The organism is Marinobacter sp. MA (assembly GCF_048298425.1).
Classification (GTDB): domain Bacteria; phylum Pseudomonadota; class Gammaproteobacteria; order Pseudomonadales; family Oleiphilaceae; genus Marinobacter; species Marinobacter salsuginis.
Genome location: NZ_CP103058.1, coordinates 2535644 through 2556857 on the forward strand (window position 1 = coordinate 2535644; position 21214 = coordinate 2556857).

Sequence of the window (21214 nt, forward strand, 5' to 3'; positions counted from 1 at the left end):
CCATTGGTAAGGCTATGAGCACAGTAAATGCAAACCTGACATACAACTACAAGGTGGTGAGACAATTCGCCATCATGACAGTGGTATGGGGTATTGTAGGTATGGCGCTGGGTGTGCTGATTGCAGCACAGCTGGTCTGGCCGTCCCTCAACCTCGACCTGCCCTTTACCCACTTCGGCCGTCTCAGGCCGCTGCATACCAATGCCGTTATCTTCGGCTTTGGTGGAAGTGCCTTGTTCGCTACCTCGTACTACGTGGTGCAGCGCACCTGTCAGGCCCGACTGATTTCCGATGGGCTGGCTTCCTTCACCTTCTGGGGCTGGCAGGCGATCATTGTCGCCGCAGCAATTACCCTGCCGCTCGGCCTTACCTCTTCCAAGGAATATGCCGAACTTGAATGGCCGATCGATATTGCCATCGCCATTGTCTGGGTAACCTACGCGCTCGTGTTCTTCGGAACGGTCATGAAGCGCAGCACCCCCCACATTTATGTGGCCAACTGGTTCTACGGCGCATTCATCATTACCGTTGCATGCCTGCACATCGGTAACAACATGGCGCTGCCCGCCAGTGCTTTCAAGTCTTACTCTGCGTATGCAGGCGTCACCGACGCGATGATGCAGTGGTGGTACGGCCATAACGCGGTAGGCTTCTTCCTGACGGCCGGCTTCCTGGGCATGATGTACTACTTCGTTCCCAAACAGGCCAATCGCCCTGTTTACTCCTACCGTCTGTCGATCGTTCACTTCTGGGCTCTGATCGCCACCTACGTTTGGGCCGGTGGTCACCACCTGCACTACTCTGCACTGCCAGACTGGGCACAGACCGCAGGCATGGTTATGTCCCTGATTCTGCTTGCACCTTCCTGGGGCGGCATGATCAACGGCATGATGACCCTCTCGGGCGCATGGCACAAACTGCGTACCGATCCGATCCTTCGCTTCCTGGTGGTTTCACTGTCTTTCTACGGCATGTCCACGTTTGAAGGTCCGATGATGTCCATCAAGACCGTAAACGCGCTTTCCCATAACACTGACTGGACCATCGGCCACGTTCACTCCGGTGCCCTGGGCTGGGTTGCCATGATCAGTATCGGTGCCGTTTATCACCTGATTCCCAAGCTTTGGGGTGTTCAGGCCATGTACAGCACAGCCCTGATCAACGCCCACTTCTGGCTGGCTACAGTCGGTACCGTACTGTACATCGTTGCCATGTGGGTCAACGGCATTATGCAGGGCCTGATGTGGCGTGCGGTCAACCAGGACGGCACTCTGACCTACAGCTTTGTTGAAGCACTGGAGGCCTCTTACCCCGGCTACTTCGTCCGCTTCCTTGGCGGCGCTATCTTCCTGACCGGCATGCTTATCATGGCTTACAACGTTTACATGACCGTTCGCCAGAAAGATGCGATTGCGCAGGACAACGCGGCAACCCAGCCGGCGTAACGGGAGAGAGATCAGATGAAACACGAAATAGTTGAAAAGAACCTTGGTCTGATGATCGTGCTGATCGTCCTGACCATCAGCGGCGGTTTTCTCGCCGAAGTAGTGCCCCTGTTCTTCCTGAAGGAAACCAATGAACCGGTGGAGGGTCTTGAGCCCCTGTCGGCCCTGGAACTGGAAGGCCGGGATATCTACATCCGTGAAGGCTGCCACGTGTGCCATACCCAGCAGATCCGTCCGTTCCGGGCGGAGACTGAGCGCTATGGCCACTACTCCGTTGCGGGCGAGTTTGTTTATGACCGTCCGTTCCTGTGGGGTTCCAAGCGCACCGGTCCGGATCTGGCCCGTGTAGGCGGTCGTTATTCGGACGCCTGGCAGCGCCAGCACCTTTATGATCCGCGCAGCGTTGTGCCCGAATCGAACATGCCGGCCTTCCCGTGGCTGTTCGAAGACCGGGTAGATCACACCAAGACCGCCGCAAAAATGGAGACCCTCCAGACGCTGGGCGTGCCCTACACCGATGAGCAGATTGCCGAAGCGTCTGCCCAGGTAGAAGGCAAATTCGAAATCGAGGCTCTGGTCGCGTACCTGCAACAGCTGGGCACAGTGATTTCAGACAAACGGTGAACCCATGGATATTAATGAGTTACGCGGTATTCACACACTTCTGGTAATGGCGGTTTTCCTGGGAATCGTCTGGTGGGCGTACAGCGCCCACCGCAAGAAGGCCAACGACGAGGCAGCCCACCTGCCCTTCGACGATGACGACGTGGAAAAGCGTACGCTCGAACAGGAAAAAACGGAGAAAAAAGAATGAGTACCTTTTGGAGCATCTGGATCAGTGTGATCGTGCTCGGTACCGTATTCGGCTGCTGGTGGCTGCTTTGGGCGACCCGCAAGAGCCAGACGACCGATACCGAAACCGATCGCACCATGGGCCATTCCTTTGATGGCATTGAGGAATACGATAACCCACTACCCAAGTGGTGGTTCTATCTCTTTATCGCAACGTGCATTTTTGCACTTGGGTACCTCGCGCTCTACCCGGGCCTGGGTAACTGGAAAGGCCTTCTGGGCTGGACCGCCGTTAATCAATGGGAAGCCGAAGTAGCAGAGGCCGAAGAGAAATACGGCGAAATCTACGCCCAGTACGGCCAGACCCCCGTCCCGGAGCTGGCAGAGAATGACGACGCCATGAAAATTGGCCAGCGTCTGTTCGCCAACAACTGCGCGGTTTGCCACGGCTCCGCCGCTCGTGGCCAGGTTGGTTTCCCCAACCTGACCGACGACGACTGGCTCTGGGGCGGTACCCCTGAGGCGATTCTGGAAACCCTCCATAACGGCCGTATGGGTAACATGCCAGCCAAAGGCACCATGCCCAGCATGACCAACGAGCAGGTTGACCAGGTTGTGAACTACGTTCTGAGCTTCAGTGGTCGTGAACAAGACGCCGAGGCTGCCAAAGCGGGCGAACAGGTCTTTGCCCAGGCTTGCGTGGCCTGTCATGGCCCCGAGGGTAAAGGTATGCAGGCTCTGGGCGCGCCCAACCTGACCGACAACACCTGGCTCTATGGCTCCACCTACGAGTGGATCAAGGAGACCGTCATGAACGGTCGCCAGAACCAGATGCCAGCTCAGGATCGCCTGCTTTCAGACGATCAGATTCAGATTCTCGCGGCTTACGTTTACAGCCTCTCGAACTGAGTCAGCCGGCCGGGGTTTGACCCCGGCCCGGTCTTTTCAACCCTGTGTCTGCGTGCGGGCACAGGCTTGAAAAGATCAGCAGACTAAAAGCCTGTTGCCCCGCATTACCCTTTTCCTGGAGGTAACGATGAGCAGTGAGATTCCGGTCAAACAGGTTGACCCATCCTCTGACCCCTCCGACAACAATAATAAATCCGGAACCGTCGAGCTTTACGCCAGCCGCAAGAAGATTTACGTCAAGGAAGTCAAAGGCTTCTTTCAGCGTATTCGTAATGTCAGCCTGACGCTGCTAATGGGCATGTACTTTGCGTTCGTCTGGTTCACGCTGGACGGACAACCCCTGATCCATTTTGACCTCCCTGCCCGTGAGTTCCATTTGTACGGAGCCACTTTCTACCCGAAGGATTTCATCCTGCTATCGGGAATGCTGATTATCTGTGCCTTTGGCCTGTTCTTCATTACCACCCTGTTTGGCCGGGTCTGGTGTGGCTACACGTGTCCGCAGACAGTCTGGACGTTCATTTTCATGTGGGTTGAGGAGCGCATAGAAGGCAGCCGAAACAAGCGGATGAAACTGGACAAAGCTCCCAGTTCCACCAGCAAGATTGCCAAGAAATCCGCCAAACACACGGTATGGCTCCTGATCGCCCTGGCTACCGGCCTGACCTTTGTCGGCTACTTTTACCCGATCCGGGAACTGATCGCAGACCTGTTTACCTTGCAGGCCAATGGCTGGGCCTATTTCTGGGTGGCCTTCTTTACTGTCGCCACCTATCTGAACGCTGGCTGGATGCGTGAGCAGGTTTGCCTGTACATGTGTCCTTATGCCCGCTTCCAGTCCGTCATGTTTGACCCCAACACCCGCGTAGTCTCCTACGATCCAAACCGCGGCGAGCCACGGGGTGGCCGCAAAAAGGGCGTGGATCCGACAGAGGCCGGCCTCGGCGATTGTATCGACTGTGGCCAGTGCGTCCAGGTATGCCCAACCGGCATCGATATCAGAGACGGGCTTCAGTACGAGTGCATCGGCTGTGCCCTTTGCATTGATGCCTGTGACGAAATCATGGATAAAATGAACTACCCGAGGGGCCTGATCCGCTATACCACGGAGAATGAACTCGAGGGTAAGACCTCGAAGCTCCTGCGGCCACGAACCTTTGGCTATGGTGCGGTCCTGTCGTTGATGGTTGCGGCCATAATTTTCACAATAGTCACCCGGGTACCGGCGCAAATGGATGCGCTCCGTGATCGCGGCGCCCTTTACAGTTTCAATGGCGAAGGTCGAATCGAGAACTCCTACACGCTGAAAATTGCCAATATGACAGAGGTTCCCCAGACCTTCACTCTCGCCGTGACCGGCCTGGAGGGGATCCGGATCCTGACTGACACCTCGGTAACCGTTGAAAGCGGGGAAAACCGCTCATTGCCGACCGTTGTCGATGTGCCTCCGGAATCCATTACCGAGTCCAACAACGATATCCTGTTCAGGGCGCAATCCGAGACGGATTCTTCGCTCAGCCTTGAAACTGAAAGCCGATTTGTCGGTCCAACGCGCTGATTTCTGATTGCGCGGACCTGACCGCATTAACGAGACACCGATTTATGACAACTGAAACACCCGTAGCACCCTGGTACCGCCAGCCCTGGTTCTGGTTCCTGCTGATATTCCCGGGCGCATCCATTATTTATTGCGCCGTTGCCATTACGATTGCTGTCAGCACTGAAAACGCAATGGTCACCGACGACTGGTCCAAGGAAGGTCGCGGTATCAATATGTCCATTGCCCGGGACCAGAAAGCTGTGGATCTGGGGATGGAAGCCCGGATCGATTTTCAGAACCGGAACATCACCGTGGACCTGAATACCGTTGACGGTCCGGCGGATTTCCCCTATCTGATTCTCAACCTGTTCCATCCAACACTTTCGGACAAGGACCGCACCATCCAGTTCCAGCAAGTTGCCCCGGGACGATTTGCCGGAAAGCTCCATAACGATATTGACGGTCGCTGGTACTACGACCTCCGTGGTCCGGCCAACGAATGGCGTCTCAAAGGAGAAGCCTGGCTGCCTTCCGAGAGCGGCATAACGGTCAAGGCCGGGGAGTCTGCCCAAGGTTGACCAGCCTGGATTGTTTTCACTGCGGTGAACCGGCAGATGGTGAGCCGCCCATTACCCTTGAGCTCGATGGCACAACTCGCCACTTCTGCTGCCAGGGCTGCAAGGCGGTTTGCCAGACCATCCATAGCGAGGGTCTGACGGGTTTTTATGATTTCCGGACAAAACCGGCTGTCACACCAAAGCAACTGACCGCAGCAGAATTGAACCGTATCAGGGAACTTGACCATCCCCTGATTCAGGAATCCTTTGTTGCCCCTGTCAAAGGCGCCCAGGAAGCCCAGCTGCTGATTGGCGGGATTACCTGCGCGGCCTGCATCTGGCTGCTTGAGAACCACATGAAACAACAGCCCGGTGTCGTTTCATTTTCGGTAAACCACACCACACAGAGAGCCCGGCTGGTCTGGTCCCCCGATAAGGCGCCGCTCAGCGACCTTCTGATTGCCATTCATGAGCTGGGTTATACGGCTCGCCCCTACCAGGCAGATGAGGCGGAACAGGCCCTCAAGGCCGAACACCGGTCCATGCTTATCAGGGTCGCCATCGCGGGCATAGGCTCTTTCCAGAGCATGATGCTGGCCTTTCCCCTGTATTTTGAGCTGGTCAACGATCTGTCGCCGGAGTTTGTCAGCTTCTTCCGGTGGTTCAGTTTGCTGGTTGCCACCCCCGTGGTTCTCTACAGCGCTGCCCCTTTTTTCCGAAACGCGCGCCGGGATATACAGAGCCGGCATCTGACCATGGATGTGCCGGTTGCAATTGCTATCGGGCTTGCCTACCTCGCCAGCGCCTGGGTAACCATCGTTGGCGGCGAGGAAGTCTACTTCGAGTCAGTATGTATGTTTACCTTCTTCCTGCTGCTCGGTCGTTATATTGAGGTGCAGGCCCGTTACCGCGCGGGGTTAACCGGAAACGCCCTTGCAGGTTTCCAGCCGACGGTTGCCACACGAGTCAGCGGTGATGATACGGACATAGTGCCGGCCCACCAGATTCGGCCCGGCGATATCGTTCGGGTTCGGCCCGGTGAGACCCTGCCCGTGGATGGCGAGATCGTGCGGGGAGAGTCCACTCTCAACGAGGCTGCGCTGACGGGAGAATATCTGCCTGAAACCCGCTACCCCGGGGATACCGTTCATGCCGGCAGTGTCAACGGCGAGAATCCGCTTGATGTAAGGGTGGTGAAGGCCGGCGCACAAACCCGGCTGTCAGGTATTCTCCGGGTGCTGGACCGGGTGCAATCGGAAAAGCCCGAGGTCGCGATGATGGCCGACCGTATGGCGGGGAAATTTGTCGGGCGGGTACTCATACTGGCTCCGGTGGTCTGGATCGGTTGGTGGCTGGCTGGCGCCGACAACGCCTTCGACATCACCCTGTCGGTACTGGTGGTAACCTGCCCTTGCGCGCTGTCACTGGCAACCCCGACCGCCATCACCTCGGCAACAGTCAGGCTCCGTCGCCTTGGCTTTTTGCCGACGAGGGGCCATACCCTGGAATCAATGAACACCATCGATACCGTCGTGTTCGATAAAACCGGAACCTTGACGCGAGGGGAGCTCAGTCTCACCGGGACAGAGGTTGTCGGTAGCATGGATGAGGAGACCTGCCTGCAGCTTGCGGCCGGCCTCGAGAAATACTCCGAACATCCGATCGCCAGAGTATTCCATCGTCGGACTACCGCCGCAGTTGAAGATGTGGAAAATCATTTGGGTGGTGGGCTCTCAGGCCAGCTGGGCACTATGACGGTGTTCATTGGCCACCGGGGATTTGTCGAACAGCATGTAGTCGCACCCGCACCCAAATCCGGGCAGCATCAAGGCATGGAGATCTGGCTGGCATCAGATCGCGAATGGCTGGCCTGCTTCAGGCTCGACGACCAACCCCGGGATGATGCCCGAGCTGCCATCAAGGCCCTCCAGGAATCCGGCATTCGGACTTTGCTGCTCAGTGGCGACCGCTCAGGCCATGTTGAGCAGGTGGCGGGCATGCTGGGCATCGATGAAGCAATCGGGCAGGCTTCGCCGGAGGAAAAGCTGGCAGTACTGCAGAAGCTGGAATCTGAGGGCCGGCAAATCATGATGGTCGGCGACGGGTTGAACGATCTACCGTCCATGGCCGGCGCCGGAATCTCCGTTGCCATGGGGACAGCCGCAGACCTGACTCAACTGAAAGCTGATGCAGTTCTGCTGAACGGCCAGTTACTGCAATTGGTCGAAGCCCTGAAAACCAGCCGTCAAACACGGCGAATCATCCGACAGAATCTCTGGTGGGCACTTGCCTACAATGTCTGCGCGTTGCCCCTCGCAGCAGCAGGCATGGTTCCGCCCTGGCTGGCAGCAATCGGTATGTCCCTCAGTTCCCTGGTCGTTGTGTTGAACGCGCTGAGGCTCGGCAAGGCACCGAAGCAAACGGTTCAGCCAAACCCGGCGGTTGGCGCCCAGGCCCTGTCCTGATAACGTAAACCCTATACTCTTTCCTACGAGGTTTCGCCGTGCAAATCGTAATGTTCCTGGTACCGGTGATGCTCATACTGGTGGCCCTGGGCATCGTTCTGTTTTCATGGGCGGTCAAGAACGGTCAGTACGATGATCTCGAAGGCCCCGCCCATCGGATTCTTTACGATGACGACAAGGACATGATCCCGGACGACGCTCGCACCGATAAACCGGCTGCCGAAGAACAGCCCCCTGAGCAAGTATCGGAGGTCAGCAAGGCCGCCAATCCGGATGAGGATAACTCCCAGAAAGGATGAATCCGGAACTCTACCTCAGTTATCCGAGCGCCTTCCTGATCGGACTGCTTGGCAGTACGCACTGCCTCGGAATGTGCGGCGGCATCAGCGCGTCCCTGTCAATGGCGCTTCCCGTGGGCCGGGGTTTCCGGTTCCGGCAAACCGTCATGCTTCTGGCTTTCAACTTCGGACGAATCGGCAGCTATGTGCTGATCGCCACGCTGGTCGCGCTGGCCAGTACATCGGCCGCCAGCCAGTGGGCCTCTGCGGGCCTAGTGCTTCGCACCCTGGCGGGGCTTCTGCTGATCTTCATGGGGCTTTCCATGGGGCAATGGTGGCAGGGGATCCGATACGTTGAACGGGTAGGCGCGCCAATCTGGGCACGACTCTCACCCCTGACCCGCCGCTTACTGCCGGTGAACCACGGCGGCCAGGCACTTGCACTGGGAGCGCTATGGGGCTGGCTGCCCTGCGGGTTGGTTTACAGCACGCTGGGGTGGGCAGCACTGCAGCCCACGGTGGGCTCCTCAGCGCTGACCATGCTGTTTTTCGGGCTTGGCACCCTGCCCTCCATGCTGGCCACGGGGTTCGCAGCCAATTGGATTCGCGGCTTGCAGAGCCACCGGTTATTTCGCAAAGTCACCGGCGGCCTGCTGATCCTGTTCGGCCTCTGGACACTGCCTTTCCTGCATCTGGCCGGACACTAGCCGGCTAGATGTTCAGTACATCCAAACGCCCGAAGTCTGTTTGTGCCTCGGGTTCCGCCGTATGAACGGCCTGGCGCTTGCCACCGAGGCGCTTGCCTTCCTTGAAATCATACAGATTGGTATCTGCCAGGTGCGAGGGCTCCACATTGCACATGGCGCGGAACATGGTCTCCAGCCGACCGGGGTGCTGCTTATCCCAGGCCTGGAACATGTCTTTTATCACCTGGCGCTGAAGATTCTCCTGGGAACCGCACAGGTTGCAGGGAATGATGGGGAACTGCCGCAGCCCCGCATAACGGGCGATATCTTTTTCCCGGCTGTAGGCCAGCGGCCGGATAACCGTATTGCGGCCATCGTCGCTGTGCAGAACCGGAGGCATCGACTTGAGCTTGCCGCCATAGAACATGTTCAGGAACAGGGTTTCCAGCAGATCGTCCCTGTGGTGACCAAGGGCTATCTTGGTAACCCCGTGCTCCTCCGCAAAATTATAGAGAATTCCACGACGTAGCCGGCTGCACAGACCGCAGGTAGTCTTCCCTTCCGGCACTTTTTCCTTAACAATACTGTAGGTGTCCTTCTCGATGATGTGATACTCGATACCCATGAAGGACAGGTATTCGGGCAACACCTCTTCCGGAAATCCGGGCTGTTTCTGATCAAGGTTGACGGCTATCAGCTCGAACGCAACCGGGGCGCTCTTCTGCAGGTTGAGCAGAATATCGAGCATGGCGTAAGAGTCCTTGCCGCCGCTGAGGCAGCACATGACTTTATCGCCGGCTTCAATCATCGAGAAATCGGCAATCGCCTGCCCGACTTCGCGGCGCAGACGTTTCTGCAGCTTGTTCAACTCCAGCTTCTGGCGGCGCTCCCGCTCTGGGTTGAGGGACTGTTCGGAACTGGCGATCATTGCTTCGGACATACACACTACGTTCATAGGGCAAATGGACGTGCGATTATACGCGTCACATGGATTCAGGGACAGGATACCGACATGGATATGTTGCAATCGAGCGAAGAGGTCGCAGGCAAACGGGAACAGAACCGGATTCGGAACCGCGGAGCGATCCTGCATGCCGCCCGGGAATGTTTCAGGGAGCGGGGCTATGAGAACTCAACCATCCGTGACATCGTCCGGCGCACGGGTCTTGCCGCCGGCACTTTCTACAATTATTTCTCCAGCAAGCAGGACATTTTCGCCGCTCTGCTCACCGACTTCCTGACCAATCTGAATGACAATCTCACCCGCCACCGGCGCGCGGCGAATAACACCGAAGATTTTATCCACTACGCCTATCTGGCACTTTTCACCGCGACTGCCAGGGATCCGCTGGTCTATGAGCTGGCACACCGCAATGATCGCGCGCTTCGGGAGCTGTTCGGTTCGGACATTCTCGGTCTGACCATGCTCTCTCTGGAGGATGACGTCCGTGAGGCTATGGAGCGAGGCCTGCTTCCCCGAATCGATCATGAGTACCTGTGCGCCGCTTTTTTCGGGGTCGCCTACGAGACCAGCCTGACGCTCGCACGACGCGCGCACAGGAACCCGGAGTCAGCAGAGGCCGAAGCTTTGAGGGCAACGCGGTTTTCGAGCGCTCTGTTCATCGGCGGCCTCCCGAGGTTGGCGGCACTTCCCTGATGGCCGGGAGTGCCCTAACATGGGTCCCATGACAGACCGCCATGCTCCAACGCGCTCCGCTTACCCCGGAGCAGTAAATGAAGACGACTGCCTGGAACAACAGATTCAGCATCTTCTGGTGGCCGTTGAGCACGAGCTCCGGTCGGCACCGGCAGGCATGAACGAATTATCGCTGATCAAGGCCCTTCAGAAACCGCCGTGGGAACTGCTTGGAGCCGTTGTGTTCAGCGAACCGGAAAAGCTCTACCCGGTTCACTTCCTTCTGTTCCATGTGCTCTACCGCCTGCGGGACCAGTTGTCTGAGGCCGGCGAGAGCCTCACAATTTCGCCTCTGAATATTCGCATCGAGGCGCAGACGGTGGTCGGTGGCGAGGGTGTTCCGGACAGTGTCGACACACTCCGCCATTTCTATCTGGACCTGTCCCAGTACCGTCTGCCCGAGGAAGCAATTCAACAGATGATGAATGATTTCTGGGCAGGTTCGTCTGGCCAGGCGCCTGCGCAAGCCGAAGCGAAGGCTGCGGCGGAAGTACTTGGATTCCAGGCCGTGCCCGGGGATTTCCCAACGGTCAAGAAGCGTTTCCGCCGGGCCGTGATGCACGCCCATCCAGACCGCGGCGGCAAGACCGAAACCATTCAGCATCTCAATCAGGCCTTTGCGGTACTGAAAGCCCATTTTCGGCATAGCATCTGACCGGTCCGCTCCAACTGAGCCAGGACACAGAAACACAGGAGACGATATGCAGCTCAAAGCATTCCTGAAATCTTCCATGATCGTCACTTTGATGGCGACTGGCACCGCAGCGCGCGCAGATCTCGTTGTCCTGCAGTACCATCATGTCAGTGATTCAACGCCGCCCGCCACCAGCACGTCTGTGTCTCTTTTCGAAGGCCAGCTGGATATGATCTCGGATCTGGAGCTGGAGGTTGTGGATCTGCACAAAGGCACAGAAGCAGCACTGGCCGGTACCGATGGGCAAGGTAATCGCATCGCCATTACCTTCGACGATGCCTATGACTCCGTCTACCATACCGCGGCGCCACTTCTGGCCGAAAAGGCCTACCCCTATACCATTTTTGTAAACACCGAAGCCGTTGGCCGAAACGGCTATATGACCTGGGATCAGATTCGGGAACTGGCCGAGCGTCCGGGCGTTACCATTGCCAACCACAGCGCCGACCATGGACACCTTGCCCGAGAGCCAAACGAGAGCGAAAGCGACTGGCAGGCCCGGGTTACCAACAGCCTCGATTCGGCCCAGGAATCCCTTGAAGAGGAACTGGACTCGCCTGCACCAATGTTCGCTTACCCGTACGGAGAGTTTGACCAGGCACTGGAACGCAGAATTGCCGAGCGAGGCTGGTATGGTTTTGGCCAGCAATCCGGAGCCATCGGACAACAAACAGAGAAAACCCGATTGCCTCGCTTTCCGATGGCGAACGCCTATGGTCAGTTAGGGAACCTTGAGAACAAGCTACGCAGTAAAGCCTTCCCTGTTAATACCGGAGAGCTGCCAGATGGCGTGATCTCCGAAAATCCGCCCACATTGGTTTTCCCGCTCGTGGACCCCATTGATGCCAACCGACTGACATGCTTTGCGTCCGGTCAGGGACGAATCGACTTTGATGTCATCGACGGCAATGTGGAAGTGAAAGCCCCTGAGGCCTTTAACAGCCGGCGGTTCCGCTATAACTGCACGCACCCTGTCGGTGATGGCAGCTACTACTGGCTGTCCCAGCAGTGGCTGGATCTGAGTAAGCCGGAGGACTGACGCCTCACTCCTCCAACTGCATCAGGCCAATCTCACCATGACTGACATGGGGGATTTTCCGGGGGCCGGTACTGGTTTCGGTAACAGTCTGGCCCTTCAGATCTTCCTCCCTGGTAAAAACGACCAGCCAACGCTCTCCCTGGCGGGGGAATGCAGGTACCCAGGCCTCCAGGTAGCCGCGTCGGTGCCAGTTCTCCGGGGTAAAATCCATGACCAGGTCTGTCATCAGCCTTAACGGCGCCATCGTCTCATCCAGAAATACCAGGGAGGGCACAAACACGCCGTCCCTGGCGTAGGAGCGCAGGCGGATGACCAGACTTGCCTGCTCGTCGGGGTCGGGAAGTGCAATCAGTTGGTAGGGACTGGTTCCGGTGAGAAACGGATGGGTTGCTGAATCCTCACTAAGGGTAACGCCGAACTCCCTTCCTGATTGCCACCCTTGCCGACTTTGAACATCCAGTGACTCGCAGCAGGTGGCTGAAAATCGGGCAAAGAAGTTATCGGTTGGAGCCTCAATGCCGAGTATGGCAAAGGCGTCGGGGTCATAACCCTCCACCGGCGTCTGGTCTGCCCGATCCGGCCCGGCATGGTACACGCTGGCTTCGGTAATCTGGACCGGCGGCTCAACCAGCCCTTTTTCAACGTCAGAGCGGGTATCCGGCTGGTAATAGCTAACCCGGACATTGCCTTCAGCATCGCGCCAGGTGAAATAGGGCTGCCTCTCCCCGGGGCGAACGTAGCCGTCCTTCTCAAGCTCGGTAGCATCAGGGTAGTTTTCAAGGGTGTACTCGGTTTCCTCCTCCAGCCCTGACTCGGAGCTGGCCGGATTTCCGGACCGCTCTGATTCTGCCTTTACCTCCGGATCGAGCTGCTCACTAGCGTTCGAATCAGAGTCGCTACTCCCTGCTCTGGCAATGGGGGAATATCGCACCCTGCCCTGTTCGTCGACCCAGGTAAAATAGCCTTCCCGCTCCGAAACCGTGGAGCCGCCTATCTGGCAGCCCCCGAGAAGCGCTGCCAGAAAGAGAAACAAGGCTGATTTACCTACAGAGCCGTTAATCACTGCGAATGACTACCCTTCGATTAGTGGCATCACTCAGAACTTGGTCCGGAAACTGAGGCCTGCCATGACAACCCTAAGCGACGTCTTGATATCGAGACCCGCATACGGGTTGTAGATAATATTGGTGATGTTGTCGCAGTTTACGTTACAGCTGGTGTCGGCGGGAATCGACTCTACCGAGTGAAGGTAGCTGAGATTCATGTCAATTTCTGTGTCTTTGTCCCACTGGTAGCCCATACCGATGCTGTACAGGTTTGCCCCACCGAAGGGAGCCATTACCTGTCGCTGATCATCCGGGATAACGGAATCCCGTATCTCTACCCCGGCTCGCAGGTCCAGACGGGAAGACGCGTGAAACTCCATGCCGAACGCCCAGTTCCACTGGCTCTTGAAACCGAGCGGCAACCTCAGGGTATTGGGCGTGGCATTGTCTGGGGACAAAATCCGGGCCGCATTGAGAAACTCCAGATTACGGTCAAACCGGAAAACGAAAGCATCCCACTGTTTGTAATCGGTCCAGCCAATGTCGGCATTGAGGGTCAGTTTCGGATGCACGTCAACACTGATGCCGGTCTGGAAATGCTGGGGATACACCAGATCCATACTGACGTTCCCGGATTCCTTGGGCGCGCCGGACGGCAGGCTCAGGATCGCCGAGGTGATGGCTCCGAGGACTGATCCGTTCACGCTTTGCCAGAAGCCGGACCAGTCGTCGGTGTACTGGATCTCGAAGGTGCCCTTCATATTCATTTCGGCTTCCGAGGTGTAGCTCGCACCCCAGCTGAACCAGTCCGTCGGCTCCCACATGACACCCAGAGCATAGGTCGGGGACAGGGTTTCCTGAACATTGATGTTCAGTGCGCCAATGTCGTCCCAGGGGCCAACATTACCACCACAAAGCGCCAGCCAGGGCTGGAGCGGCTCATCACCACTCTCACAGTTGAAGGCGTCCTGCAGGACTTCAGCCACCCCGAGCAACAGGTTCGGCGCGCGCATGTACTGATCCGCCGCGATCCCCATATGGGACAGGTGTATGCCGGCTCCCACCGACCAATCGTCATTGATCTCGTAACCCACCGTTGGTGACAGGTAGGTGGTGCGCTGCAGCGCCGTGGCCTGGGGCTGGTAGCGACCGGGGTCGTCCTTGTCGCGGTAGAAACCGGCCGCCAGCGGCAGGTAGAAGGCATTACCGAACGTCAGCTTGGAGCCCGGCGGGTTGATGCTGATCCCCGCTGAGGGTGCCAGGGCCGGTCCCGGAGGCGCACGCAGAATTCCGTAGCCGGGCAAATACAGCGCCACGTTGTTGGTATGGCTGTGGGTATTGGCAACCGGATCCCGTTGCTTCCCCGTTTGCGGGTCAATCTCAAGCCCGTCGATGCCGAAAATCTCATAGCCCTCTGGCGCTGTGAAATCCGCGTCAATGTCCAGATAGACGCTCATCAGGTTCACTTCCAGCTGACGCCCGTCCAGTTTTGTCAGGCCCGCAGGATTGTAGTGAATCGCCATGATCCCCGGAGGATCGGCGGTCACGGCGTTGCCGAGCGCCAACGCCTTGGGATGAATGGTCAGGTTCTGCGCCAGCTGGGCCTGCGCGCCACAGGAGATGGTCGTGGCGATCAGGGCCGCGAGAATCTGACGGTTGTGGCTTTTCTGTCCCATGAAGTCCTTCCCTTCCCGTAGATCGTCAACGACACCAATCACTCTTTGAGTCCGGAGAAGTTAATGGGCAGGGAAACCCCCAGGGAGAAGTCCGGTGCGTCCTCGGTAAGGCCAATACCCAGGCTGGTATTCACAATCGTTGTGTCGCTGACACGGGTACCCAGTGACATACTCAGGAAACCGGTCATCTGGTCCTGGGCGACAGCCTGGTCGCCATTGGAGAAGGTGAGAATGGTTTCATCGCTGTAACTGAGCTGGGCCGAAATGCTCAATGAAATGTCGTACGACAGGGAATAGGCGAAACCAGCCGAGCCGGACAGTCCGAAACCGGGATCTACTTCTTCCAGCAGGCGTGCGCCTCGCACCTGCTGCAGGTTTTCTGCCGGCAGGTTATAGGTGGCACTAACAGAACCGAAAACCACCACTGGATCGAGAACCTTCGAAAGACTGGCCCCTCCCCCGATGGAGTAGTATCCGCTGCCAGTAGACAGCTGCTCGTTGATATCGATCTCATAGGGGCTGACACCGGTCTTGGTGGACAGGGTTCCGAACAGGGTTGTCGACATCTTGCCCGGCACGTAGGCAAACGGTTGCCAGCGCCCGGTAAAGGAGATATCGCCAAAATCGTAAACGTTTAACTCGTCCTGGGTATCATATTTGACCACCAACGGAATCCGGGTACCCACCGTGAGGTTGTCCAACAGGCCGTAATCGTAGGAAAAGGAATTCGTAAAGCTGTGGGTTGCCGATGGCACCACGTCCAGATTTCTGACTGATCCATTGGTGATGGCCAGATCCAGCCGCTGGTCCGCGGTATAGGAATAGTCGAATGAATAGTTCAGGGAATGGGAGCCCTTCTTCTGCAACGAGTAGTTCTTCTCTGCAGCCTGGAACACCTCCTCAAGCTGTTGTGAAGCGTCCTCGTCTCCCTCCTGCTTGGCCAGCGCTTCCCGCGCCTGATCCACACTTCCTTCCTGCGCCAGGGCCATGCCCGGAAGCAGACCTGCCGTGGAAACAAGGATAAAACCTCGCACAAACCAACGATTCATCCTGACTCCCTTATTTTATTTGTAGTGTTCCTGACCGGGGGATTGCCCGGTGAATTAGTTTCGACGGTAGTGCAACTGCTTTCGGGTGTTCTCTACACTGCCGTCGGGATTGTTTTTCTGGCGTTCCAGCAGATTCTGGATCCGCCTCTGGGTGGACTCGTGAAACGCCGGTATCCGTTCCAGCGCCAGAAGTGTCATTGTCTGGTCATCCACAAAACGAAGGTCTTCCTCCTTCAGCTCGAGGTTGTCCAGCGGCTTGTCACTGCCCGGAAAGACAATGAAGAGCACGTTGTCATCCCACTTCTCCTCGAACTGGGCGAGGGTGAAAGAGATGTTGCCTACTGAAGGATCGGCCAGGTAGGCGCGCCCGTCGCGGATCGTTCGTAACACAACGAAATGTTTGAAGCCCGCGTGATGGATAGGCACGATTGCCGGGTGATCAAGGTCCTTGAGGTCATCAATGGTGGCCCGGAAGCCACCTGATGGATAGCCGAGTGCGGTAACCAGTCGCTTCATGTCGAGCATGGAAAACGCGCGTCGCTCAACAATGCGCTCGCTTTCGCCGTAATGCAGCAACCCCTCCATGACCTGTCGTTCTGACAAAGTCCGGCCGAGGTAGAAATTCAGTACGGTGGTCAGCGCGGCACTACCGCAGCTGTAGTCATAGGCCTGACGCACGATGTTCCGGAATTTCTGCTCAACCAGCGGCTCGACCCTGACGTCGGACCTCAGCTCAACCGGACTGGAATCCACATCCTGCTCGATAACGATCTGGCCCTTCTCGAAAGGCTCCACCACGGTGGCTTCCTGCACCATGGTGAATGTAAGAATGGATCCGGCGAGCACCAGCAGCATGTCAGACGAAGTCCCTGTTTTTATTGGCCACGTTATAAATCGGGTTACATGTTGTTACGGTAAGATACCGAAAAGCCTGCGCCCTGAAAGATAACTGTGCCTCAAATCTGTCGCTGCAGGAGGGGCCTTGCGAGGTGGATTTGAGAACTGGTTCAAGGCGCTGATCGAAGAAGCCTCGAGAGTTGACTCAACGGGCCAAAAGGGGGTATCAACACCAGTCCTGACACTCAAATTCCTGATGTAGATCCTGATGACAACAACTCTGAACCCGGGACAGATCACCTTTATCACTGCCAAGAACCAGAGCCCGGTGTCCCCACCCGCACTACTTCCAAGAGAGAAGTTCAACGATCTTCTGCATGGCCTTGAGCCGGTGAGTCTGCTCCTGGTTCATGCACCGGCCGGGTATGGCAAAACCACCACCATTGCCGAGCGACTGGCCAGCCTTGAGGCACGTTCAGCGTGGTTCCGCCTGGAAGCCAGTGACAACGCCCCGGGCCGTTTTGCCGGGTACCTGGCCAATGCCCTTGCCAGCGCCACCGAGGGGAGCTGCCAACCGGTTCTGGAAAGACTCCAGACCGAAGGCTATGACAGCCTCGAATCTTTCCTGACTGACCTACTCGCCGCCCTGCCCCAGGATGACGAGCCGCTCTACCTGGTGCTCGATGATTATCACCTGATCAGCAACGGCGAAATCCATGAAGCGCTACGCTTTCTTCTGCGGCATCTGCCAGGGTATCTGACTCTGGTTCTCATCAGCCGAACGATGCCGCCGGTGGGGGTAGCCCAGCTCCGTATGCAGGGGCGTCTTACTGAAATAACCAGCCGGGCCCTCGGTTTTGAAGCGGACGAAGCCCAGCAGTATCTCCAGAGCCGGCTGCCTTTTGAGATTGCGCGTGAAGACATTGAGCGGGCGGTCCGCCGGGTTGAAGGCTGGATCTCCGCCCTGCAATTGCTCGCCGCTTCATCCGCCACCAGTGTCGAATTCAGCGAGTTTGTCGATCAGCTGGAACACGGTAACCAGAATATCTTCGATTACTTCGATGAGCTGGTGGGCAACGACCTGAGCGAAGAGCAAAGGCGGTTTCTCATGCGCACGAGCATCCTCGACCGGTTTAACGCGGGAATGGTAATGCGGGTCATGGACGACGCGGACGGCCAGGCACTGCTCAGCAGCCTGCTGTCCATGGGGCTGTTCATAACCCCCGTGGATAACTCAGCACTCTGGTTCCGGTACCATCCGCTATTCTCGGTTTATCTGCGCCATCTGCTCACCTGCACCACTCGCGAGAACCAGAGAGACCTCAATCAACGGGCCGCCGACGCCTGGCTCGAACTGGACCATGCGGAGGAGGCTGCCAAACACGCCATTGCTGCGGAAGATCCCGAGCGAATTACCCGCGTGCTCTCCATCCACGGGCGCAAATTCTTTACCGAAGGTCAGTTTCACCTGCTTCAACGCTGCCTGGACACGCTGCCACAGGAAATCATCGCCGAGGATCCCACGCTGACTCTGCTTAGGGCGTGGGTTGCCCAGGGGCAGTACAAGTTTGATGAAGTCGAAAACTGGCTCTCAGCAGCGGAAGCCCGTCTGAGGGCATCCCTGAACGAGGACACGCAGCGCGCCGTTCACGGCGAATTCAGTGCCATTCGCGCCCAGGTGGCGATGAATTATGGCGACGGCGAACGCGCCCTGACGCTTGCCCGCGAAGCCATCGAACAGGAAGCGCGCTTCCTGCCCACTTCCAGAGTAGCCGCCGCCTCGGTCATTGGTGAGGCGCTGTTTGTGCGCGGAGAACTTGAGGAAGCCCTGGCCCGCATGCAGGATACCGAGCATCTCGCCCGGGCCCATCAGGCCCACCAGAACGTGATCTGGGCGCTCTGCCAGCAAAGCGAAATCAGTGTCGCCATGGGTCTCCTGCAAAAGGCCTACAACATTCAGGAACGTGCTTTCCAATACGCGGAAGAAAACCAGCTGAACCACCTGCCGATCCTGGAATTCCTCTTCCGCATTCGCAGCCAGATCATGTGGGAGTGGCACCATCTGGAAAGCGCCGAGCGGTGTGCACTTCAGGGCATCGAAATTCTTGAGGCCCAGGGAGAACGCTGGTATGTCCAGAGTTACACCTCCCTGGCCAAGGTTGCCCAGGCACGGGGCCGACAGAGCCTGTGTGCGGATTACATCGCCAAGATCCAGAAAATGCTGGCGGCGGAAGACTACCACCTGGATTGGGTGGCCAATGCCCAGGCCACCATGCTGTCATACTGGGATGCAGTTCGGGATCACGACTCTATCCAGCGTTGGCTCACAGTTGCCCCACACTGCGATCCGGTGAAGGCCACTAACCATTTTAATCAGTGCAACGGCCGCAACCAGGCCCGGGCGTTAATCAGCCTCGGCCAATACGAACTGGCACAACCACTCCTCGAAGAGCTAACCACGGTAGCGCGGGAGTTTGGCCTTAAAACAGACCTGAATCGCAACCACATAGCCCTCGCCTACCTTTACTGGCAACTGGATGAACGCGAACTGGCCCTCGATCACATGAAAACAGCGCTGGAACTGGCAAGTACCACAGGTGCTGTCGGCAGCTTCCTGCGGTTGGGTAAAGAGCTAATTGTACTGCTTAAGGCTCTGATCAACGATGAAACCATTGAAGGTATGGAACTCCAGCGGGCAGAGCGTCTGATTCAACTGGCCCAGCAACAGCGGGACTTCAGCCGCGCCATCCGGATTTCGCTGGATGAAGCGATTATCCAGGACATCATCGACCGGCCGGATGTCCCGGAACTGATCCGCACATCGCCGCTCACCCGCCGGGAGTGGCAGATCCTCAGCCTGATACATGCCGGACTGTCCAATGACCAGATTGCGGAGCACCTGAAAGTGGCCTCGACAACGGTGAAGACACACATCCGCAGCCTTTATCAGAAGCAGAACATCAGCCATCGTTCAGAGGCCATTGAACTGGCCAAAGACCTCCTGAGCAAGATCCAGGGAGACTAGGCTCGGCTGGCCTACATGGAGAAAACCACACCAAGAAGCAGATAACTGAGCAGTGTCACCACCACAATACCCATCAGATTGAGGGCAAATCCGGCTCTGATCATATCGCTGATCTGCATATGGCCGCTGGAGAACACGATGGCATTGGGTGGCGTGGCCACAGGCATCATGAAGGCGCAGCTGGCCGCGATCGCAGCAGGCACTGTCAACAGCAATGGTGACACTCCCTGACTGAGGGCCAGTGCCCCCAACAAGGGCAGAAACGCCGCTGCCGTTGCCGTATTGCTGGTCACTTCCGTCAGAAAGATGATGATGCCCGCCACCAGCACAATCATAACCAGTGTTGGCAGAGCGCCGGCTACACCCAGGCTCTGGGCGATCCATTCAGCAAGACCTGAACTGCTGATCACGCCAGCCATGGCCAGCCCGCCACCGAACAGAAGCAGCACGCCCCAGGGAATTCCCTTCGCGGTCTCCCAGTCGAGAACGAATTCTCGGCTGCGGGTATTGACGGGTATGAGGAACATGGCAATGGCCGCGGCAATGGCGATGCCGGTGTCACTCAGCCAGGGCATGAGGTTCTCGGACAACAACGGTCTGAAGATCCAGGCGGTGGCCGTGATCAAGAACACCAGGGCCACGAGTTTTTCCCCTTTTCCCAGTGGCCCCAGGGCATCAAGCTCCTCGCGTATCGCTTCAGCACCACCTGCAGTATTACCCAATCCGAAGTCGCGCCGGGTCAGCCACCACCACGCAAGGGCCAGCATGACGACCGTGACCGGAACCCCCAGCAGCATCCATTGGGCAAAGCCCACGAAAACCCCCTGGTTTTCGCTCAGGTAGGCCGCCAGCAAGGCATTTGGCGGTGTGCCAATCAGCGTGGCAATGCCCCCAATACTGGCGGAATAGGCAATAGCAAGCAGGAGGGCTGTGGCGTAACGCCGAATACCCTCGGGATTGTCATTGCTGTCCATCATTGCCACCACCGACAGGCCTATTGGCAACATCATGATGGCCGTTGCGGTATTGCTGACCCACATGCTCAGAAAAGCCGTTGCCAGCATGAATCCGGCAATCTGCCTGCGAGGTTTGCTGCCCACGGCCTTCAGCGTCAGCAGTGCGATCCGCCGATGCAGGTTCCATCGCTGCATGGCAAGCCCCAGCGTAAATCCCCCAAGGAACAGGAAGATGATCGGATTGGCATAGGGCTCTGTGGCTTCACCAACCGTGCCAAGCCCGAGCGCCGGGACCAGAACGATTGGCAGCAAAGCTGTGGCCGGAATCGGAATGGCCTCGGTGGACCACCAGGTCGCCATTAGCAGCATCAGGCCGAGGGCGGCCCAGGCTTCCGCCGCCATGGTTTCGGGAGGTGGAAGAAGGATGCTTGCCAGCAGAAACGCGGCGCCGAGGATCAGCCCGATCACCTGGCTGCGGGGCAAGCCCCGGGGTTGGTTGTCTGCGCTGAGCTCTTCGGACATAC

General features: G+C 57.6%; 19 protein-coding genes. 13 read left to right on the forward strand and 6 right to left on the reverse strand.

From position 1 onward, the window contains the following. Positions 1–14 precede the first annotated feature (14 nt). The 9 genes from ccoN to NUW46_RS11840 all read left to right on the forward strand — a co-directional run bounded on the left by ccoN (position 15) and on the right by NUW46_RS11840 (position 8693). Positions 15–1445 carry a cytochrome-c oxidase, cbb3-type subunit I gene (gene ccoN, locus NUW46_RS11800; protein ID WP_136631816.1) on the forward strand — a complete coding sequence of 477 codons (1431 nt, stop codon included), beginning with the start codon at positions 15–17 and terminating at the stop codon, positions 1443–1445. 15 nt (positions 1446–1460) lie between these two features. Then, positions 1461–2069 carry a cytochrome-c oxidase, cbb3-type subunit II gene (gene ccoO / locus NUW46_RS11805; RefSeq protein ID WP_064230201.1) on the forward strand — a complete coding sequence of 203 codons (609 nt, stop codon included), beginning with the start codon at positions 1461–1463 and terminating at the stop codon, positions 2067–2069. A 4-nt stretch (positions 2070–2073) separates the two neighbouring features. Continuing rightward, positions 2074–2259, forward strand: a complete 186-nt coding sequence (locus NUW46_RS11810; protein ID WP_064230202.1) for a CcoQ/FixQ family Cbb3-type cytochrome c oxidase assembly chaperone — start codon at positions 2074–2076, stop codon at positions 2257–2259. Continuing rightward, a complete protein-coding gene (gene ccoP / locus NUW46_RS11815; RefSeq protein WP_418140179.1) occupies positions 2256–3146 on the forward strand; it encodes a cytochrome-c oxidase, cbb3-type subunit III in 891 nt (296 codons plus the stop codon). The genes NUW46_RS11810 and ccoP overlap by 4 nt, the downstream gene beginning before the upstream one ends. A gap of 127 nt (positions 3147–3273) precedes the next feature. After that, a complete protein-coding gene (ccoG, locus tag NUW46_RS11820; protein ID WP_418140180.1) occupies positions 3274–4704 on the forward strand; it encodes a cytochrome c oxidase accessory protein CcoG in 1431 nt (476 codons plus the stop codon). Between the two features lie 44 nt (positions 4705–4748). After that, positions 4749–5264 (forward strand): FixH family protein, encoded by a 516-nt coding sequence (locus NUW46_RS11825; RefSeq protein ID WP_069183356.1) that lies wholly within the window; start codon positions 4749–4751, stop codon positions 5262–5264. Beyond that, positions 5261–7708, forward strand: a complete 2448-nt coding sequence (locus NUW46_RS11830) for a heavy metal translocating P-type ATPase (RefSeq protein ID WP_418140181.1) — start codon at positions 5261–5263, stop codon at positions 7706–7708. Before NUW46_RS11825 ends, NUW46_RS11830 begins: the two co-directional genes overlap by 4 nt. Positions 7709–7746: 38 nt before the next feature. Beyond that, positions 7747–8007: a cbb3-type cytochrome oxidase assembly protein CcoS gene (gene ccoS, locus NUW46_RS11835; RefSeq protein WP_349342985.1), complete on the forward strand. Its 261-nt coding sequence runs from the start codon at positions 7747–7749 to the stop codon at positions 8005–8007. Beyond that, the gene (locus NUW46_RS11840; RefSeq protein WP_418140182.1) at positions 8004–8693 is read left to right on the forward strand and encodes a sulfite exporter TauE/SafE family protein; all 690 of its coding nucleotides are present in this window, start codon (positions 8004–8006) and stop codon (positions 8691–8693) included. Before ccoS ends, NUW46_RS11840 begins: the two co-directional genes overlap by 4 nt. Before the next feature lie 4 nt (positions 8694–8697). Here the strand turns inward: NUW46_RS11840 and ttcA are convergent, their stop codons facing one another. After that, positions 8698–9612 carry a tRNA 2-thiocytidine(32) synthetase TtcA gene (ttcA, locus tag NUW46_RS11845; RefSeq protein ID WP_418140183.1) on the reverse strand — a complete coding sequence of 305 codons (915 nt, stop codon included), beginning with the start codon at positions 9610–9612 and terminating at the stop codon, positions 8698–8700. Positions 9613–9684: 72 nt separating this feature from the next. On the opposite strand from ttcA, the gene NUW46_RS11850 reads away from it, so the two are divergent. Genes NUW46_RS11850 through NUW46_RS11860 form a run of 3 tightly spaced genes read left to right on the forward strand, consistent with a single transcriptional unit; the run spans position 9685 to position 12101 of the window. Next, positions 9685–10329 (forward strand): TetR/AcrR family transcriptional regulator, encoded by a 645-nt coding sequence (locus tag NUW46_RS11850; RefSeq protein WP_136631822.1) that lies wholly within the window; start codon positions 9685–9687, stop codon positions 10327–10329. Between the two features lie 28 nt (positions 10330–10357). Then, positions 10358–11023 (forward strand): DNA-J related domain-containing protein, encoded by a 666-nt coding sequence (locus NUW46_RS11855; RefSeq protein ID WP_418142032.1) that lies wholly within the window; start codon positions 10358–10360, stop codon positions 11021–11023. A 46-nt stretch (positions 11024–11069) separates the two neighbouring features. After that, on the forward strand, positions 11070–12101 hold the full coding sequence (locus NUW46_RS11860; protein WP_418140184.1) for a polysaccharide deacetylase family protein: 1032 nt from the start codon (positions 11070–11072) through the stop codon (positions 12099–12101). Positions 12102–12105: 4 nt separating this feature from the next. Here the strand turns inward: NUW46_RS11860 and NUW46_RS11865 are convergent, their stop codons facing one another. The 4 genes from NUW46_RS11865 to NUW46_RS11880 all read right to left on the reverse strand — a co-directional run bounded on the left by NUW46_RS11865 (position 12106) and on the right by NUW46_RS11880 (position 16727). After that, entirely contained in the window at positions 12106–13134 is a 1029-nt protein-coding gene (locus NUW46_RS11865; RefSeq protein ID WP_418140185.1) for a MalM family protein, read from the reverse strand. Positions 13135–13197: 63 nt separating this feature from the next. Then, positions 13198–14823, reverse strand: a complete 1626-nt coding sequence (locus NUW46_RS11870; protein ID WP_069183690.1) for an OmpP1/FadL family transporter — start codon at positions 14821–14823, stop codon at positions 13198–13200. Between the two features lie 38 nt (positions 14824–14861). Continuing rightward, entirely contained in the window at positions 14862–15872 is a 1011-nt protein-coding gene (locus NUW46_RS11875) for a flagellar protein FilC (protein WP_069183349.1), read from the reverse strand. Between the two features lie 54 nt (positions 15873–15926). Beyond that, positions 15927–16727 carry a C39 family peptidase gene (locus NUW46_RS11880; protein ID WP_053112284.1) on the reverse strand — a complete coding sequence of 267 codons (801 nt, stop codon included), beginning with the start codon at positions 16725–16727 and terminating at the stop codon, positions 15927–15929. A 250-nt stretch (positions 16728–16977) separates the two neighbouring features. On the opposite strand from NUW46_RS11880, the gene malT reads away from it, so the two are divergent. Then, a complete protein-coding gene (gene malT / locus NUW46_RS11885) occupies positions 16978–19734 on the forward strand; it encodes an HTH-type transcriptional regulator MalT (protein WP_418140186.1) in 2757 nt (918 codons plus the stop codon). Between the two features lie 11 nt (positions 19735–19745). Here malT and NUW46_RS11890 read toward each other — a convergent pair whose 3' ends face one another. Continuing rightward, positions 19746–21212: an SLC13 family permease gene (locus NUW46_RS11890; RefSeq protein WP_418140187.1), complete on the reverse strand. Its 1467-nt coding sequence runs from the start codon at positions 21210–21212 to the stop codon at positions 19746–19748. Positions 21213–21214 lie beyond the last annotated feature (2 nt).

Coding starts and splice junctions, on each gene's coding strand:
- ccoN (WP_136631816.1), top strand. CDS start 15: ATGAGCACAGTAAATGCAAACCTGACATACAACTACAAGGTGGTGAGA.
- ccoO (WP_064230201.1), top strand. CDS start 1,461: ATGAAACACGAAATAGTTGAAAAGAACCTTGGTCTGATGATCGTGCTG.
- NUW46_RS11810 (WP_064230202.1), top strand. CDS start 2,074: ATGGATATTAATGAGTTACGCGGTATTCACACACTTCTGGTAATGGCG.
- ccoP (WP_418140179.1), top strand. CDS start 2,256: ATGAGTACCTTTTGGAGCATCTGGATCAGTGTGATCGTGCTCGGTACC.
- ccoG (WP_418140180.1), top strand. CDS start 3,274: ATGAGCAGTGAGATTCCGGTCAAACAGGTTGACCCATCCTCTGACCCC.
- NUW46_RS11825 (WP_069183356.1), top strand. CDS start 4,749: ATGACAACTGAAACACCCGTAGCACCCTGGTACCGCCAGCCCTGGTTC.
- NUW46_RS11840 (WP_418140182.1), top strand. CDS start 8,004: ATGAATCCGGAACTCTACCTCAGTTATCCGAGCGCCTTCCTGATCGGA.
- ttcA (WP_418140183.1), bottom strand. CDS start 9,612: ATGTCCGAAGCAATGATCGCCAGTTCCGAACAGTCCCTCAACCCAGAG.
- NUW46_RS11850 (WP_136631822.1), top strand. CDS start 9,685: ATGGATATGTTGCAATCGAGCGAAGAGGTCGCAGGCAAACGGGAACAG.
- NUW46_RS11855 (WP_418142032.1), top strand. CDS start 10,358: ATGACAGACCGCCATGCTCCAACGCGCTCCGCTTACCCCGGAGCAGTA.
- NUW46_RS11860 (WP_418140184.1), top strand. CDS start 11,070: ATGCAGCTCAAAGCATTCCTGAAATCTTCCATGATCGTCACTTTGATG.
- NUW46_RS11870 (WP_069183690.1), bottom strand. CDS start 14,823: ATGGGACAGAAAAGCCACAACCGTCAGATTCTCGCGGCCCTGATCGCC.
- NUW46_RS11875 (WP_069183349.1), bottom strand. CDS start 15,872: ATGAATCGTTGGTTTGTGCGAGGTTTTATCCTTGTTTCCACGGCAGGT.
- NUW46_RS11880 (WP_053112284.1), bottom strand. CDS start 16,727: ATGCTGCTGGTGCTCGCCGGATCCATTCTTACATTCACCATGGTGCAG.
- malT (WP_418140186.1), top strand. CDS start 16,978: ATGACAACAACTCTGAACCCGGGACAGATCACCTTTATCACTGCCAAG.
- NUW46_RS11890 (WP_418140187.1), bottom strand. CDS start 21,212: ATGTCCGAAGAGCTCAGCGCAGACAACCAACCCCGGGGCTTGCCCCGC.